16 protein-coding genes and 1 pseudogene are annotated in these 15975 nt (G+C 45.0%); 11 read left to right on the top strand and 6 right to left on the bottom strand.

Annotation, left to right across the window (positions count from 1 at the left end):
* A pseudogene (locus B2Y23_RS01755) lies at positions 1-459 on the top strand (hypothetical protein); the annotation flags it as partial.
* 54 nt (positions 460-513) lie between these two features.
* On the opposite strand, the gene B2Y23_RS01750 reads toward B2Y23_RS01755, so the two are convergent.
* From B2Y23_RS01750 to B2Y23_RS01740, 3 genes are all read right to left on the bottom strand, one after another.
* Positions 514-1023, bottom strand: a complete 510-nt coding sequence (locus B2Y23_RS01750; protein ID WP_291368644.1) for a GNAT family N-acetyltransferase — start codon at positions 1021-1023, stop codon at positions 514-516.
* Positions 1024-1028: 5 nt separating this feature from the next.
* Positions 1029-2516: a YifB family Mg chelatase-like AAA ATPase gene (locus B2Y23_RS01745; RefSeq protein WP_291368642.1), complete on the bottom strand. Its 1488-nt coding sequence runs from the start codon at positions 2514-2516 to the stop codon at positions 1029-1031.
* 68 nt (positions 2517-2584) lie between these two features.
* Positions 2585-2812 (bottom strand): accessory factor UbiK family protein, encoded by a 228-nt coding sequence (locus B2Y23_RS01740; RefSeq protein WP_291368640.1) that lies wholly within the window; start codon positions 2810-2812, stop codon positions 2585-2587.
* A gap of 280 nt (positions 2813-3092) precedes the next feature.
* Between B2Y23_RS01740 and glnK the strand changes: the two genes are divergently transcribed.
* The 7 genes from glnK (at position 3093) to B2Y23_RS01705 (ending at position 9252) form a co-directional block, all read left to right on the top strand.
* Entirely contained in the window at positions 3093-3431 is a 339-nt protein-coding gene (glnK, locus tag B2Y23_RS01735; RefSeq protein ID WP_086174160.1) for a P-II family nitrogen regulator, read from the top strand.
* 59 nt (positions 3432-3490) lie between these two features.
* Complete coding sequence (locus B2Y23_RS01730; RefSeq protein ID WP_291355833.1) at positions 3491-4891, top strand: ammonium transporter; 1401 nt, start codon at positions 3491-3493, stop codon at positions 4889-4891.
* 139 nt (positions 4892-5030) lie between these two features.
* Entirely contained in the window at positions 5031-5489 is a 459-nt protein-coding gene (gene nrdR / locus B2Y23_RS01725) for a transcriptional regulator NrdR (protein ID WP_086174158.1), read from the top strand.
* Between the two features lie 25 nt (positions 5490-5514).
* Positions 5515-6618 carry a bifunctional diaminohydroxyphosphoribosylaminopyrimidine deaminase/5-amino-6-(5-phosphoribosylamino)uracil reductase RibD gene (gene ribD, locus B2Y23_RS01720; RefSeq protein WP_291368638.1) on the top strand — a complete coding sequence of 368 codons (1104 nt, stop codon included), beginning with the start codon at positions 5515-5517 and terminating at the stop codon, positions 6616-6618.
* Complete coding sequence (locus B2Y23_RS01715; protein ID WP_291368636.1) at positions 6615-7907, top strand: DNA adenine methylase; 1293 nt, start codon at positions 6615-6617, stop codon at positions 7905-7907. The genes ribD and B2Y23_RS01715 overlap by 4 nt, the downstream gene beginning before the upstream one ends.
* Before the next feature lie 27 nt (positions 7908-7934).
* A complete protein-coding gene (locus B2Y23_RS01710; protein WP_291368634.1) occupies positions 7935-8594 on the top strand; it encodes a riboflavin synthase in 660 nt (219 codons plus the stop codon).
* Between the two features lie 112 nt (positions 8595-8706).
* The gene (locus B2Y23_RS01705; RefSeq protein WP_291368632.1) at positions 8707-9252 is read left to right on the top strand and encodes a VTT domain-containing protein; all 546 of its coding nucleotides are present in this window, start codon (positions 8707-8709) and stop codon (positions 9250-9252) included.
* A gap of 128 nt (positions 9253-9380) precedes the next feature.
* On the opposite strand, the gene blhA is transcribed toward B2Y23_RS01705, so the two are convergent.
* The 3 genes from blhA to B2Y23_RS01690 are packed head-to-tail and all read right to left on the bottom strand — an operon-like array spanning position 9381 to position 11890.
* Complete coding sequence (gene blhA, locus B2Y23_RS01700) at positions 9381-10016, bottom strand: cell division protein BlhA (RefSeq protein ID WP_291368630.1); 636 nt, start codon at positions 10014-10016, stop codon at positions 9381-9383.
* 25 nt (positions 10017-10041) lie between these two features.
* The gene (locus tag B2Y23_RS01695) at positions 10042-10449 is read right to left on the bottom strand and encodes a DNA polymerase III subunit chi (RefSeq protein ID WP_291368627.1); all 408 of its coding nucleotides are present in this window, start codon (positions 10447-10449) and stop codon (positions 10042-10044) included.
* Positions 10442-11890, bottom strand: a complete 1449-nt coding sequence (locus tag B2Y23_RS01690) for a leucyl aminopeptidase (protein WP_291368625.1) — start codon at positions 11888-11890, stop codon at positions 10442-10444. Before B2Y23_RS01690 ends, B2Y23_RS01695 begins: the two co-directional genes overlap by 8 nt.
* A gap of 159 nt (positions 11891-12049) precedes the next feature.
* Between B2Y23_RS01690 and lptF the strand changes: the two genes are divergently transcribed.
* The 3 genes from lptF to gpmI all read left to right on the top strand — a co-directional run bounded on the left by lptF (position 12050) and on the right by gpmI (position 15891).
* A complete protein-coding gene (gene lptF / locus B2Y23_RS01685; protein ID WP_291355815.1) occupies positions 12050-13150 on the top strand; it encodes an LPS export ABC transporter permease LptF in 1101 nt (366 codons plus the stop codon).
* Position 13151: 1 nt separating this feature from the next.
* A complete protein-coding gene (lptG, locus tag B2Y23_RS01680) occupies positions 13152-14222 on the top strand; it encodes an LPS export ABC transporter permease LptG (RefSeq protein WP_291355813.1) in 1071 nt (356 codons plus the stop codon).
* 121 nt (positions 14223-14343) lie between these two features.
* Positions 14344-15891, top strand: a complete 1548-nt coding sequence (gpmI, locus tag B2Y23_RS01675; RefSeq protein WP_291368623.1) for a 2,3-bisphosphoglycerate-independent phosphoglycerate mutase — start codon at positions 14344-14346, stop codon at positions 15889-15891.
* Positions 15892-15975 lie beyond the last annotated feature (84 nt).

Raw genomic sequence — 15975 nt, 5'->3', positions numbered from 1 at the left:
GGTTATAAAGGAGCAATCACTGAAGATCTAGGCTATACACTCGGTTTTACTTATTATTATTATTATGACTTAGGTACAAGTGATGCAAATGGTTTCGAAACCATGTTGGGCTTGAATTATAAGGGTCTTGGTATTACCGCGCAAACTTTGCTTGAGGATACAACTTGGGGTAATACAGGTGATACCTATTTCTTGGGCAGCTATAGTTACGGATTGCCGCGTGATTTTACTTTGAATACCAAGCTAGGTCTTTACTACTATAACGATAGCGCAGGTGATTTTATTCCTGAAGAAGGTACGACCGAAACTTTTGGTTTCCGTCATTTCACTGTAGGGTTAAGTCATCCTCTTGCTGACAGTGGCGCTACTATGAGCCTAGATTATATTCTAGGTGGTTATGACCGTCTGGATACCAAGCAAAAAAATAAAGTGGTACTGGGCTTATCATACAGCTTCTAAGTTAATGAATACTAAAAGGCGATTCTTGTGAATCGCTTTTTATTTGATTCAATATTAGGAGCTTGCATTAAAAGCTTCATGATAAGTCACAGTACCTTGTGGAAAATTTCCCTCAAAAACCAACGCTTGAAAATATTCGGGTGGGGTGTTTTCTAAAATAAGTTCAGGCGCGGCTTTAAAGCCAAATTCGGCATAAAAATCCGGATCACCTAAAACCACACAACCTTTTGCTGCATGAGCTTTTAATTGAACCAAAGCAGCCTGGATGAGTGCTGAACCGATCCTTTGCAGTTGCCATTCGGGTAAAACCGCGACCGGACCCAAGCCATACCAACCCGGTACACCTGAAGAAATTTGCACAGGTGAGATTGCCACATGTCCGACAATATGCTGATTTAAAATAGCGACCAAAGAAATGGTCAGTGCATTGGCCTTGCGCAGTGCAGCGACAATGAACTGTTCGTGATGACTGGAATAGGGTTGCTTTTTAAATGCCTGTTCAATCACCTGGCTAATTGCAGCATGATCAGCCGGATTTTCACTACGAATAAGTAAATTATGCATTTCGATTAGCCCTGTTGCGTCCGATAGGACAAAGCTTCAGTTAAATGCTGGCTTTGAATGTCAGCATGCTGCGATAAATCGGCAATGCTTCGTGCGACACGTAAGACCCGATGATAAGCCCGGGCAGACAGGTTTAAGCGTTGCTGTGCCATTTCCATAATTTTCTGTGCCTGCGCATCGAGAGAGGCAAACTGTTCCAGCTGTTGCGGCGTTAAAGCATGATTCAGGCATTTTTGTCGTTGGATTTGCTGTTCATAGGCCTGAATCACCCGTTGCCGTACTGTCTGTGAATTTTCAACTGGTGAGCTATCCTGTAATTCATGCGCTTGTAAAGGCGGCACATCAATATGCAGGTCAATCCGATCCAGGAGTGGACCTGAAATCCGGTTCTGGTAACGTTTAATCGCATCTGCTGAACATTGACAGCGAATATCCTGATTAAACGCATAGCCGCAAGGACAGGGATTCATTGCTGCAATCAGTTGAAAGTTTGCCGGAAAGGTAATCTGTCTAGAGGCCCGAGAAATGACAATTTCTTTCGATTCCAGCGGTTGCCTTAACACTTCCAAGACTTTGCGATCAAATTCGGGCAGCTCATCTAAAAACAGTACGCCCAAATGGGCCAAGGTAATTTCCCCAGGTTTGGGATGTGAACCGCCACCGACCAAGGCAATCGCAGAGGCGGTATGATGTGGCGCACGAAAAGGGCGCTGTCCAAAGGGATGCGAGCTATTTGCCACTGAATAAATACTGGCTACTTCTAAATTTTCCTGCATGTCCAACGGTGGCAAGATACTGGCCAGTCGTGAAGCCAACAGGGTTTTTCCAGTACCCGGCGGGCCTTTAAACAATAAGGAATGGCCGCCGGCCGCTGCTATTTCCAAAGCACGCCGTGGCCGCAATTGACCTTTGACATCGGCTAAATCAAATTTGTATTGGTCTATAGGACTGGTAGTGTTGGCCTGATACTGTGGCAGCGGATGTTGCTTGGATAAATGTTCGCAGACATCTTTCAAATGATGGGCTGCAAATACTTCAAAATTGGGCAATTGTGAAGCATCCGGAGCATTCTGTTCTGGCAAAATCAGTTGATGTCCAGACTGCTGGCAGGCAATGGCAATACTTAAAATGCCGCTGATGGGACGAAGCTGACCATCCAGCGCCAGTTCACCAATAAATTCCAGCTGATCGGTCACATTTTCAGGCAGTTGCCCTGAGGCAATCAGAATTCCTAAAGCAATGGGCAAATCCAGGCGTGAGCCATCTTTAGGCAAGTCTGCAGGCGCTAAATTGATGGTGAGACGTTTGGTGGGAAACTGGAAACCACTATTGATAATGGCCGAACGTACCCGGTCCTTACTTTCACGGACTGCTGCTTCAGGAAGTCCGACAATGGTTAAAGAAGGTAAACCCTGACTGACATGAACTTCCACCTCAATTAAAGGCGCATGAAGTCCAAGCAGACCTCGAGTGTAAATTTTCGCAAAAGACATTTATTATTGTTCCATTGTAGTGCGTTATTTTTAATCGTTTTTGGTCTTTTTATGCACTAAAAAAGTGCTTATTTATTATTCTTGATTTTAATTTCTAAAGCTTCAACTTGTTTAAGCAGTTCATTCAAGCGTAGGTTGGCATTATTTAATGCGGTACGTTGACGTTCAATTTCATCTTTGGAAACCAGATCCATCTTGCTGACTGCTTCATTCAGCAAGGCCCGTAAATTATGTTCAATATCTTTTTTCGGTTGATCGAGTTGTTCCATGATGGCTTGTAATAAGGTTTCAATCATTGCAGTGTCCATATAAGGATGGAGAAGTGGCTGTAGTGTAACATTGCTCCTACCTGGACCATAGCCCTACACGACCGGATACCGCTTTATCTGATATGTAAAATCGTTAATTTTATAGTAAAAATGTCTACTTTTTAAAACTCAGACTTCATGTAAAAGTATAAAATAGGTTATAAAGAAAACTCGTGTCGAAATTTCTATTCCCCCCAACCTTAGAATTTTTGGCACGAAATTTGAACATAAAACCTTACTGGTGAAAGAAGCCGAAGGAAAACAAAACATGAAGCTCGTAACTGCAATTGTAAAACCCTTTAAATTAGACGATGTGCGTGAAGCACTCTCTGACATTGGTGTTCAAGGGATCACTGTAACTGAAGTCAAAGGCTTTGGTCGTCAAAAAGGTCATACTGAACTTTACCGTGGTGCAGAATATGTTGTTGATTTTCTGCCTAAAGTAAAAATTGAAATCGCGATTAGCGATGAAATGGTTGATTCAGTGATTGAATCGATTACTCGCGTGGCAAGCACAGGTAAAATTGGTGACGGTAAAATTTTCGTTACTAATTTAGAACAAGTCATCCGTATCCGTACCGGTGAAACAGGTGCAGATGCTGTTTAATTTGGCATGAAGTTTGCTGAGTAGCTAGTAACTCAAAAAAACTAGGTTGGGGGATACGAATGAAAAAAATGCTGATTGCGCTGAGTTTATCTGGCGCACTTTTAGGTGGTTCTGTTGCATGGGCTGAAGAAGCGCTAACAGCAGCATCCACTCCTTCTGAAAATGTAGTAGTCACTGAAACTACTGAAACAACAAATTCTGAATTAGCTGCGGCGCCTGCTCCAGCTGAACAAACACCAGCACCTGCCGAAGAAGAACCAAAATTAGATACAGGTGACACGTCGTGGATTTTAGTATCTACAGCACTGGTTTTACTCATGACTATTCCAGGCCTCGCATTATTCTACGGCGGTATGGTGCGTAAGAAAAACGTTCTAGGCACTATGGCACATAGCTTTGTTGCTGCAGCCATTGTCAGTATTACCTGGGTGGTGATTGGTTATACCCTGGCTTTTGGTAGCGGTAATGCTTTCATTGGTAATCTGGATAAAGTCATGCTTTCTGGAATTACCACAGATGCCTTAACCGGAACCATTCCAGAAATTCTATTTGTCATTTTCCAAATGACTTTTGCCATCATTACTGTAGCTATTATTACCGGTTCGATTGCAGAACGTATGAAATTTGGTGCTTTCGTTGCATTCATTACGCTTTGGAGTGTGATTGTTTACGCGCCAATTACCCACTGGGTATGGGGTGGCGGCTGGTTAGGCAATGACGGCGCATTAGACTTCGCTGGCGGTACTGTTGTACATATCAACTCGGGTGTTGCAGGTTTGGTTGCTGCTTACATGCTGGGTAAACGTATGGGCTTGGGCCGTGAATCAATGGCTCCGCATAACTTGGCATTGACTGTAGTGGGTGCTAGCTTAATCTGGGTGGGTTGGTTCGGTTTCAATGGTGGTTCTGCACTCGGTGCAAATGGTTCAGCAGGTTATGCACTTGTGGTGACTCAAGTTGCTGCTGCGGCTGCTGCAATCTCCTGGTTAATTACTGAAAAAGTGATTCGTGGTAAAGCGTCTGTATTGGGCGGTGCATCTGGCGCAGTTGCCGGTCTGGTGGTGATTACACCAGCAGCAGGTTTCGTGACTGTAGGTGGTGCTTTAGCCATGGGTCTGATTGGTGGTGTAGTCTGCTTCTGGGGCATTACAGCGCTTAAACGTGCACTTAAAGCAGATGACTCTTTGGATGCCTTTGGTCTGCATGGTGTAGGTGGTATTGTCGGTGCAATCCTGACTGCTGTATTTGCCAGTGAATTCATCATGGGCGATAAAGTACCGACAGATATGATGCATCAATTATGGGTACAACTTGAAGGTGTCCTGGCAACCATCGCTTACTCTGCAGTATTGACCTTCATCATTCTGAAAGTGATTGATCTGGTGATTGGTATCCGTGTTGCCAATGATGACGAACGTATGGGTCTAGACTTAAGTCAACATGGCGAACGAGTAGAATAAACACTAAACGACATAATCAATATATTGTGTGAAACAGCCCGGAAGGGCTGTTTTTTTTCCATATCTTGCGTAAGCCTCTACAAAGCACAGAATTTTTGCTACACTCTAAATCCGATTTGATTTGTTCAATTAAACCGCTATGCATTGTCCATTTTGCAACGCTGCAGATAGTAAAGTGATTGATTCGCGTTTGGCTGCCGAAGGCTGCCAGATTCGTCGACGTCGTGAATGTATCAGCTGCGGAGAACGTTTTACCACCTTTGAAACCTATGAAGTGGTGATGCCACGGGTGATTAAATCTGATGGTAAGAGTGAACCGTTTGACGAAGCAAAAATGCGTCGTTCGCTGATGCATGCTTTGCAAAAAAGACCGGTGACCCAAGAGCAGATTGAGACAGTACTGAGCGATATCCAGTTGCAGATTCGCCGTTTAGGTGAACGAGATGTAAAATCCCGGACCATTGGTGAAATTGTCATGCAGGCTTTATTTGCCCTCGATCATGTGGCGTATGTCCGTTTTGCCTCGGTCTATCAAGATTTCCAGGATGTGGAAGCCTTTCGTCGTCAAATTGAACAGATGCAACAGCGCGAACACTAAAATTTTATTTTCCAAGAGCCATGCAATGTCCGAGTTAAAACAAGATTCCATTCAGTCAGATCAGCTCTGGATGCAACGTGCGATTGAGTTAGCACAACTTGGACAATATTCAACTAAGCCCAATCCGAATGTTGGCTGTGTCATTGTTAAAGATGGTCAATTGGTGGGTGAGGGCTTTCATCCTAAAGCAGGACAGCCGCATGCCGAAGTGTTTGCCATGCGTCAGGCCGGTAAACACACCCAGGGTGCAACAGCGTATGTGACTTTGGAGCCTTGCGCACATTATGGCCGTACCCCGCCGTGTGCTAAAGGTCTGGTTGAAGCAGGGGTAGCGAAAGTCATTGTGGCCTGTCCAGATCCCAATCCGCTGGTGGCTGGCAAGGGTGTACAAATTCTAAAAGATGCTGGCATTGCAGTTGAAATGGGTATCTGTGAACAGGATGCAGCACAGCTCAATCGCGGTTTTTTAAAAGCCATGGCCAGCGGCATGCCTTATGTACGTCTAAAAGTGGCGTCCAGTCTGGATGGGCGTACCGCTATGGCCTCGGGTGAGTCGAAATGGATTACTGGAAGCGAGGCCCGTCAGGATGTACAGCACTGGCGTGCCATTTCCGGTGTCGTAATTACTGGCATTGAAACAGTTCTGGCGGATGATTGTCAGCTGAATGTGCGTCAGCTCAATGGTGTTGCAGACATCGCCACCATCGTTCAGCCCAAACGTCTGATACTGGATCGCCAAGGGCGTTTACCGCTGACTGCAAAAATACTGCAGCAACCCGAAACGGTCATAGTGATGGGACCGCTGCGTCAGGAACTTGTCGATTTAGGCGTGCTACAATTGCCCGTACAGCCTTTAAAAGACTTGCTACAGACCTTATCTACCCAGCATCAGATTTATGATGTGCTGGTGGAAGCAGGGGCAACATTATCCACGGCCTTTTTGCAGCAGCATTTGGTCGATGAAATGATCAGCTATGTTGCACCGACCTTTTTAGGTCAAACAGCTCGTGCGATGTTTAATGCGGAATTTGACCGTATGGCAGAGCAACTTCGATTTAAGCTCATAGACCTGACCCAAGTCGGGAATGATGTGCGCTTAAGGTTAATCCCTTCTCAAGAGACAGTATGAATTCAGAGTCTTCGGTTTATCATAAACGTCGTCATTCAGCACGTACCACAGATGAATACCTTTTCAATCAGCTCGTTCCCTATTTGGGGAATAAACGCCGTTTATTGCATCTGATTTTGGAAGCGCTTGAGAGCACGGGAACCTTAAATACCCATAAGGGCCGTGCGCCTATTTTTGCCGACTTTTTTGCCGGTTCTGGGGTGGTTTCGCGTCTGGCGCGGCAAAATGGTTATCGGGTCATTGCCAATGACTGGGAACCATATAGTCATGCGTTAAACAGTGCGATTTTATCTTGTGTTGAAGCGCCGGCATTTAAAGAGCTGGGTGGGTATCAAAAAGCTATTGATTATCTGAACCGTTTGCCTGAAGTGAAAGGTTGGGTGACGCATAACCTGTGTCCACGCAATGATGAAATCTATGATCCGACCCGCGACCGTTTATTCTTTAAACGCCGTAACGGGATGCGCATTGATGCCATCCGCCAGCAGATTGCAACCTGGCAGGCACAAGGCGCGATTGATGATGTCGAGATGTCGGCCTTACTTGCACCTTTGCTGTATTCAGCCAGTTTTGTCAGTAATACTTCAGGAGTATTCAAAAGTTTCCACCATGGCTGGGGCGGTAAAACCCAAACTGCTTTGGAGCGAATTGAATCATTGCTCTGGCTGACCCCAAGCCGTTTCTGCGAGATTGGTGAGCCGAAAAAACCGGCCGCAGAGATGTGGTGTGTTGATGCACAGCATCTTGCTAACCAGATGAGTAATTTTGAAGTGGATGTGGCTTATCTGGATCCGCCTTATAACCAGCATGCCTATAGCAGTAACTATCATGTATTGAATGCCTTGACGCTGTGGGATCAGGTCGATTTACCGAGTCCCGACACCAAAGGCTTTAAAAGCGGGATTGACCGTGCATGGCGTAAAGAACGTCCGAGCCAGTACAATTCTTCCAAGCATGCCAAAGAAGCTTATGAAAAATTATTGGCAACCATTAATGCACGTTATATTCTGACCAGCTATTCGACCGATGGTAATATTGAAGCAGGCGATTTGCTGCAGGCCAACTTAAAACGTGGTCGCGTAACCTTATTGACGCAAGACGTACCGCGTTATCGGGTCAGCAAGCAGCGCCAGTCAGAACGTGCACGTGTGCTAGAATTTATTGTGATTACCGATACGCATGCCAAATCGGGTCCGCCACTGCGCCAACTGTTGGGTCAGCTGTATCATTTTGCTGAACTGGGTGGTGTAGATACGACCGGTGTAAGTACACAACTGGCATTGTGGTAAAACAACGACAGAATTAGAGAAAAAGTTATGTTTACAGGCATTATTGAAAGTTTAGGTAAAGTGGAAAGCTTGCAAAGCGTAGGCGGTGATGTACGTTTGCGTATTGGCACTGATCTCGACATGTCTGATGTGCATTTAGGTGATTCAATTGCTACCAATGGTATTTGCCTGACCGTGATTGAATGGGGTGATAACTGGTATGCTGCTGACGTTTCGCGCGAAAGTTTAAACCGTACGACACTTGGTACCTGGAAAGTCGGTCAGCCGGTCAATGTGGAAAAAGCCATGTTGCCAACCACCCGTTTTGGCGGACATATTGTTAGTGGTCATGTCGACGCAGTCGGTGAAATTACACTGGTACGTAAAGATGCCCGTTCTATTTATTATGAAGTGACGGCACCGGCAGAAATTGCCAAATATCTGGCCGAAAAAGGCTCGGTGACCGTGGACGGCATTAGCCTGACCATTAACCATTTACGTGGCAATATTATCAGTCTGAATCTGATTCCACATACGGCTGAACGAACCAATATTGGCACCTGGAAAACCGGGGCAAAAGTGAATCTGGAAGTGGATGTGTTGGCGCGTTATATCGAGCGTTTAATGCTGGGTGATAAAGCCGCTGAAGTCAAGGAACAGTCTAAATTGAGCATGGCATTTTTAGCAGAAAATGGCTTCTTGAAGTAAAAGTCCCTAGAATAGAGAACAGTCTGATTGAAAAGTCAGGCTGTTTTTTTATTGATGAGCGATGGTTTTTAATCTGTGATGCACATATCAAGATGGCAAAGGGTATCGGTAAATGCTTGATTTTATAATGCATATCGAACAATGGTTACCGACTTTACTGGATCAGTATGGTCTATGGATCTATGCCATTTTATTTCTGATTATCTTTGCAGAAACCGGTTCTGTGTTTATGTTCTTCTTGCCGGGGGACAGCCTACTGATTGCAATTGGTGCCCTCTGCTCAACCACAGATGTGATCCATTTAAACACCATGGGACTGTTGCTATTTATAGCTGCGGTATTGGGTTATATCGTCAATTACTATACCGGGAAGATTTTGGGCTTTAAATTTTTCCATGAACATTCCCGCTTCTTAAAACCGGCATATATCCTGAAAACCAACCATTATTTTACCAAGCATGGTGGTAAAACCATTCTGGTGGCCCGCTTTGTGCCTTTTGTCCGTTCCTTTGCACCCTTTGCTGCAGGGGCAGGGCATATGAATATCCTGAGTTTTATGCTGTATAACGTGGCCGGCGGTTTAATCTGGATTGCGGTACTACTGGGAATCGGCTATGGGGCAGGCAATATGCTGGGTCTCGCCGTGGACTTGTTTTAATTTTAGTAGTTTAAAGTGAGGTTCAATAGTCATTTCAAATAATGAGCTCAATAAAAAGTCCACCGAAATGGACTGTTTTTATCATAGCAATAACATTAAAAAATGCCTCAAACCAGCATGACCAAACCTTAAGACGCAGGTTTATCGGTAGATAAATTGGAATGTTTTAAAATATATTCAATTTCTTCCTGACTGGCCTGAAGTAGCTTGGCGCGGAATACCGTCACCGCTTGCTCAATCAGCGTTTCAGCTTCCAGTTCCAGACGTAAACGCACACTTTCCAGTTCCGATAATATTTTCGTATCCGGAATCGATCGCATGCCTTTGGCAAAGTTCATGGCACTGCCTTCCGGATTCTTATGATAGCGCGCGGTATAGATTTGGGTTTCACGTTCTATATTTTGACGCATAAAAGCCAGGGTATGAACTTGTTCGGCAAACTGTCTTTCTTCATCTAACTGTAATGCCTGTGCATAAGCCGCCTGCTCGGCACGCTTATTTTCCAGCGACTGTTCTAAAGCACGCTGCTTGCGCATACGCGCTTCTTCAATCAGCTGAGCTTTTCGTTCGACATACGCACGTTCAATTTTTTCATAAGATTGCTGCTGGGCTTCTTTGTCTTTTTCCAGCCACTTATGAATATTGGTTTCAGGTTTGAGGACATTGCAGACGCGGTGTAGGTCATCTATAAATGCCTGACGAACAGCTTCAGGTACGTTTAACCAGCGCTGTTTAAAATCTTGACCGACATTTAATGCCACCACATCACTCCTTATTTCAATTGATCGGTTAAAGCTTGAACGTTTGTGGCTCAATACCTAAGCGTCGATATTGCTTAAATTTTTCACGACCCAGTTGTTTTGCCGATTCATTATTTTCGATGATTTCTATAATGTGACTAAATTTATTAATCTGTTCAAGGGCTTGATTGTTAAAATTAAACACGATCCAGTCCGATTGTTCCGGCAAACGGGATGAAATGCAAATCGTGGCATTTTCCTGATCAATGCCATGAGGAATAAAACTGCTGGGATCAAAACTCCACAATTGTTCATCAAGCTGCTGTTGCAAGTCAATATTTTCGCAATACAGCCAGATCTGTGCAGGCTGTTTCAGAATCTTGCGGCACAAACGGCAAGTGCTTTGCACTTGCCGTTCATTGCTTTTTTCAAACAGGTAAAAGCTGACTTTAGCCATTCGACTGCACACGATTAGCCAGAAACTGAACCAGTAATGGCACTGGACGACCGGTTGCACCTTTGGCTGTACCTGAGTTCCACGCGGTACCGGCAACATCTAGATGTGCCCAGCGATATTCACGGGTAAAACGTTGCAAGAAACATGCAGCAGTCACAGAACCGGCTTTAGGTCCACCAATATTGCCAATATCGGCAAATGGCGAATCCAGCTGTTCCTGATAGTCGTCAATTACCGGCATGCGCCATACCCGGTCAAAAGAAGCCTGGCCGGCAGCGGTAATTTCAGCAGCCAATTCGTCATCCGGGGTAAATAAACCTGACAATACTGAACCCAAAGCGACTACACAGGCACCGGTCAAGGTTGCAATATCAATCACCAGCGCCGGATTAAAACGCTTGATGTACGTCAGGGTGTCGCATAGCACCAAACGGCCTTCGGCATCGGTATTTAAAATTTCCACTGTTTGACCACTCATGGTGGTCACGATATCACCCGGACGGGTGGCATGACCTGAAGGCATATTTTCAGCCGCGGCAATGGCACCGACCACATGAATCGGTAGTTTAGATTCGCACAGCGCACGCATGGTGCCCAGTACTGATGCTGCGCCGCACATGTCGAATTTCATTTCATCCATGCCCAGACCCGGCTTGAGTGAAATACCGCCTGTATCAAAGGTTACGCCTTTACCGACCAGTACAACAGGCGCTTGTTCGGTATGAGCTTTATATTCAAGGGTAATTACACGACCTGGACGGTCTGAACCTTTGCTCACGGCAAGGAAGGCATTCATGCCCAAGTCTGCCATTTGCTGTTCATTGATTACCGTCACTTTCAGCAAGTCCGGATATTCTGCAGCCAAGGCTTGGGCCTGTTCTGCCAGATATTCAGGAAAACAGATATTGCCTGGACGGTTGCCTAAATCACGGGCCAGGTTCTGACCGGATTGCACTGCATGAATCAAACTTAACTGCTGCGGGGTTAAGCTACTGTTTGCAGCAATCAGCTGAATTTGTTCAAGCACAAATTCATTTTTCTTGGATTTGTATTCATCAAAGGCGTAACTTGCCTGAGTCAGCGCCAGTGCAAATAAATAATGCTGCTCTGGAGCGAGAGCAGAAATATCAATGCTGATCTGTTTGAATTTTTTTTGTGACGCTTTGATAATGGTTTGTGCAATTTTTGCTAATTTAGCCGGCTGAATTTCAGCTGCTTTATCCAGGCCAATCAGCGTGGTATTCAGACATGCCGCTACTTTCCCGATCAGGGGTAAAGATTCGCCTAGGCTCGCTTTGAATTGTGCTGCTTCGACTAAACTATTTAAATCATTGATTTGATAAGTTGTAGAGACCTTTTGCAACTGCTCAGAATCAACTAATATCAACAAATATGGGCTAGATGCATTCTCTTGGAATGACGTATTAATTGTCAGTTTCATGTTTTGTATTCATGCCTTTGAAAGATTGCAAACCATTAAACCATTGAAACATTTCTATGAATAGAGTTTCAATGCGCAACAACAGTATAGGTTTTATATTTTCACCATTCGGGTAAACTAGCGCTAGTTTTTATTTGCCCTTTTTTTGGAAGAATTAATTTGATTATTCGGCGTTATCTGGTCAAGCAAGTGCTGTCTACCTCCTTGGTAGTGATTGCTTTATTGACCTTAATCATGATGGGTGGTCGACTGATCAAGTACTTTGGTGTAGCGGCACAAGGCCGTTTAGATGCCAGTATTTTGTTCAGCATTATTGGCTATCGACTGCCAGAATTTTTAACTTTAATTCTTCCACTCGGCTTTTTTATTGGCTTGATGCTGGTGCTGGGTCGTCTCTATGTCGATCATGAAATGGCGGTATTGAATGGTAGTGGTATCAGCCGTAACCAGCTGGGGCGTTTACTCATTCCGTTAACATTGGCTTTTCTTGCTGTGCAAACGGTGTTAATGATCTGGATGTCTCCTTGGGGTATTCGCCAGTTTGAAGCACTGACCACCAAGCAGGCGGTAAGAACCGGGTTTGACCTGGTTCGTCCTAAAGAATTTATTTCCTCAGGCCCTTATACTATTTATGCTGGTGATTTGTCGGAAGACCGTCGTAATCTGAAAGACGTGTTTTTCTATCAGCGTGCCGAAAAACCCGGTCAACCTGACATCATGATTTTGGCCAAAGAAGCCACCCGTGTGGAAGCTCCTGACGAAACGGCCAGTATTGTCGATTTGGTTCAGGGACGCCGTTATGAAATTTTCCCGAGAACACCAAAATACACCCAGGCTGAATTTCAGTCTTACCGTTTACGCCTGGAAAGTGATCAGGAAGCCAAGTTTGAAAGTTCTGAAGTAGAAGCGCTACCGATTTCAAAACTCTGGAACAACCGTAATGATCCTGTGGTCGCAAGCGAACTGGGCTGGCGGATCTTCGTGCCATTTTCTATTGTGGCTGCTTTAATACTGGCAATTGCGCTTTGTGAGGTCAGTCCGCGTCAAGGCCGTTATTTAAAACTGTTCCCGGCTTTACTGATTTTTTCCAGTTTGATTGTAGCCTTGATGGCAGTTAAAACCCGGGTCAGTAAAGATGAAATGGGGATCTGGGCGTATCCTGTGGTTTTGATGGTCTATGCTATTACCGCAGCACTGTTTTCCCGGAAACAGAAACTGGCACCGAAAATCAAGAAACGAATTCAGCAGGCGAGGTCTTAAAATGTTAGCACGTCGAATTATTGCGAAACATGTGACCAAAACGACTGCCTTAGCAATGTTGGGTGCCACAGCAGTACTTTCAGTTTTACAAGTATTGTTTACCTATTTGGGTGAATTGGGTTCACTGAATGAAAACTATGGTGCCTGGCAGGCTTTTGTCTATGTATTGTGGGGTGCACCGCGTTATCTGTATGAAATATTGCCTATTTCTGCCCTGATTGGTGCTGTGCTGGGTTTAGGCACGTTGGCTTCCAATAGTGAATTGGTGGTGATGCGCTCGGTCGGGGTGAGCTTATGGCGCATTGTCGGCTGGGTGATTCGTTCAGCGCTGATTCTGGTGGTTTTATCCTTTGTACTCAGTGAATGGGTCATTCCCTATACCAATGAGCAGGCCAAAAGCGTCAAAGATCACCGCAGTGTCAGTTCATTGGGTGAGGTGAGAGGCTATTGGACCCGTGAAGGCCAGCGCTTTATTTATATTGATTATGCCAATGCCAAAGGCCAGCTAAATTACATTCAGTTGGTTGATTTTAATGACGATTATCAATTAAAAGGTGTGCTGGTTGCAGAAAAAGGCCAGTTTGTAAAAGATGGCAGTTGGGATCTACAAACCACTTCACAGATGGATATTCTGCCGCAAGGCAATGCTTCGCTGGTGAGAGCAGAACAGCTTCCTCTGTCTTTGGCTTTGCAACCGAAATATGTGCATATGGTCACGCTTGACCCGGAAGAGCTATCGCCAAGTCAGTTGGTCAGTTTCATGAGTTATATGCATGAATATAGCCAGATTCCGAAAACCTACAGGCTGGCATTCTGGCAAAAAGTCGGTTCACCATTTGCACTGATTGCCTTGGTGCTGATTGCCTGTTCCTTTATTTTTGGCCCTTTACGCCAACAGTCGATGGGTTTCCGTCTGGTCATTGCCTTATTTATTGGCCTGGGATTCTTCTATCTACAGGACTTTTTGGGCTATGCAAGTCTGGTCTATTCCCCATCACCGGCCTGGTTCGTGTTTGTGCCGATTGTGCTGATGATGCTGATCGGTGGTTATTTGCTACGACGCGCACGCTAGCAGACCCTACAGTGATAAAAACAAGGTGCATGATCAGCTTTAGTCATGATCTGCACATAGAGTCTTGACCGAAAATTCGGTAAGATATAACGATGAAATTGTAAACAAAAGAGTGTTCATTATGACGGATGCAACTGCTGGCAAAATCCCTCACGTATTGGTAATTATGGATGGTGTGGGTCATCGCGAAGCGGTCGAAGACAATGCTTACCTGGCAGCAAAACGACCAAATTTAACTGCTATGCAACAAAAGCATCCACATGGTTTGATTTCAGGTTCAGGTGAAGATGTTGGCCTGCCTGATGGTCAAATGGGCAACTCTGAAGTGGGTCATATGAACCTTGGTGCAGGTCGCGTGCTGTATCAGGATTTTACCCGTATTACCAAAGATATTCGTACCGGTGCTTTTTTTGAGCAGGAAGTGCTGGTCGATGCCGTTGAAAAAGCCAAAGCTGCGAATGGTGCAGTGCATATTTTAGGTTTATTGTCACAAGGTGGCGTACATTCGCATGAAGACCATATTGTGGCTATGGCTGAACTGGCATTAAAACGCGGTGCAAAAGTTTATCTGCATGCATTTTTAGATGGCCGTGATACACCGCCGAAAAGCGCGCAGCCATCTCTAGAAAGATTAGATGCATTATTTGCCCAATATCCAGGTCAGGGTCGTATTGCGACCATGATTGGCCGTTATTTCGCTATGGACCGTGACAACCGTTGGGATCGTGTTGAACAGGCTTATCGTCTATTGACCGAAGGTGAAGCCGTACGTACAGCGGCAACAGCGGTAGAAGGCTTAGAACAGGCTTATGCGGCGGATGAGTCTGATGAATTTGTCAAAGCGACCCGTATTGGTGATGTGGCAAAAATCCAGGATGGTGACAGCGTAGTGTTCATGAATTTCCGTGCTGACCGTGCGCGTGAAATTACCAAAGCCTTTGTGGAAAAGGACTTTGCCGGTTTTGAACGTAAAGTGGTTCCAAACCTGGCTAAATTTGTGATGCTCACCCGTTACCAGGCGACCATTGATGCGCCTGTGGCCTATATGCCAGAAGCGTTGAAAAACTCGATTGGGGAATACTTATCGGATTTGGGTAAAACACAGCTGCGTATTGCAGAAACAGAAAAATATGCGCATGTGACTTTCTTCTTTAGCGGTGGCCGTGAAGATGAATACCCGGGTGAAAAGCGTATTCTGATTCCATCACCAAATGTGGCGACTTATGATCTTAAGCCTGAAATGAGCGCTTATGAAGTGACCGATGAACTGGTTGCTGCAATTAATTCAGGCGAATATGACTTGTTGGTGGTGAACTTTGCCAATGGTGATATGGTCGGGCATACCGGTGTATTCGATGCAGCAGTGAAAGCTGTTGAAGCAGTAGATACTTGCCTGGGCCGAGTATATGAAGCAGTCATGGCGCAAAAAGGCCATATGCTGATCACCGCCGATCATGGTAATGTAGAGCAAATGCAGGATTACCAAAGTGGTCAGGTACATACTCAACATACCACTGAACTGGTTCCGTTTATTTATGTCGGCCCGACTTCTGCCACCATTGCTGAAGGCGGTGTGCTTGCAGATGTTGCTCCAACATTGTTGAACCTCATGCAAATTCCTGTACCTGCAGAAATGAAAGGTCGTAATTTGATTACTTTAAAATCATAAAAATTTTCTTATAAACAGGTGGTTGGATGGCTTTACAGCGCTGGAAAAAGGTTGTCATTTTAACCACGTTATTCATGTGTGCGA

Source organism: Acinetobacter sp. UBA5934, from assembly GCF_002430855.1.
Lineage (GTDB): Bacteria > Pseudomonadota > Gammaproteobacteria > Pseudomonadales > Moraxellaceae > Acinetobacter.
This window is presented reverse-complemented; position numbering and strand designations above follow the sequence as displayed.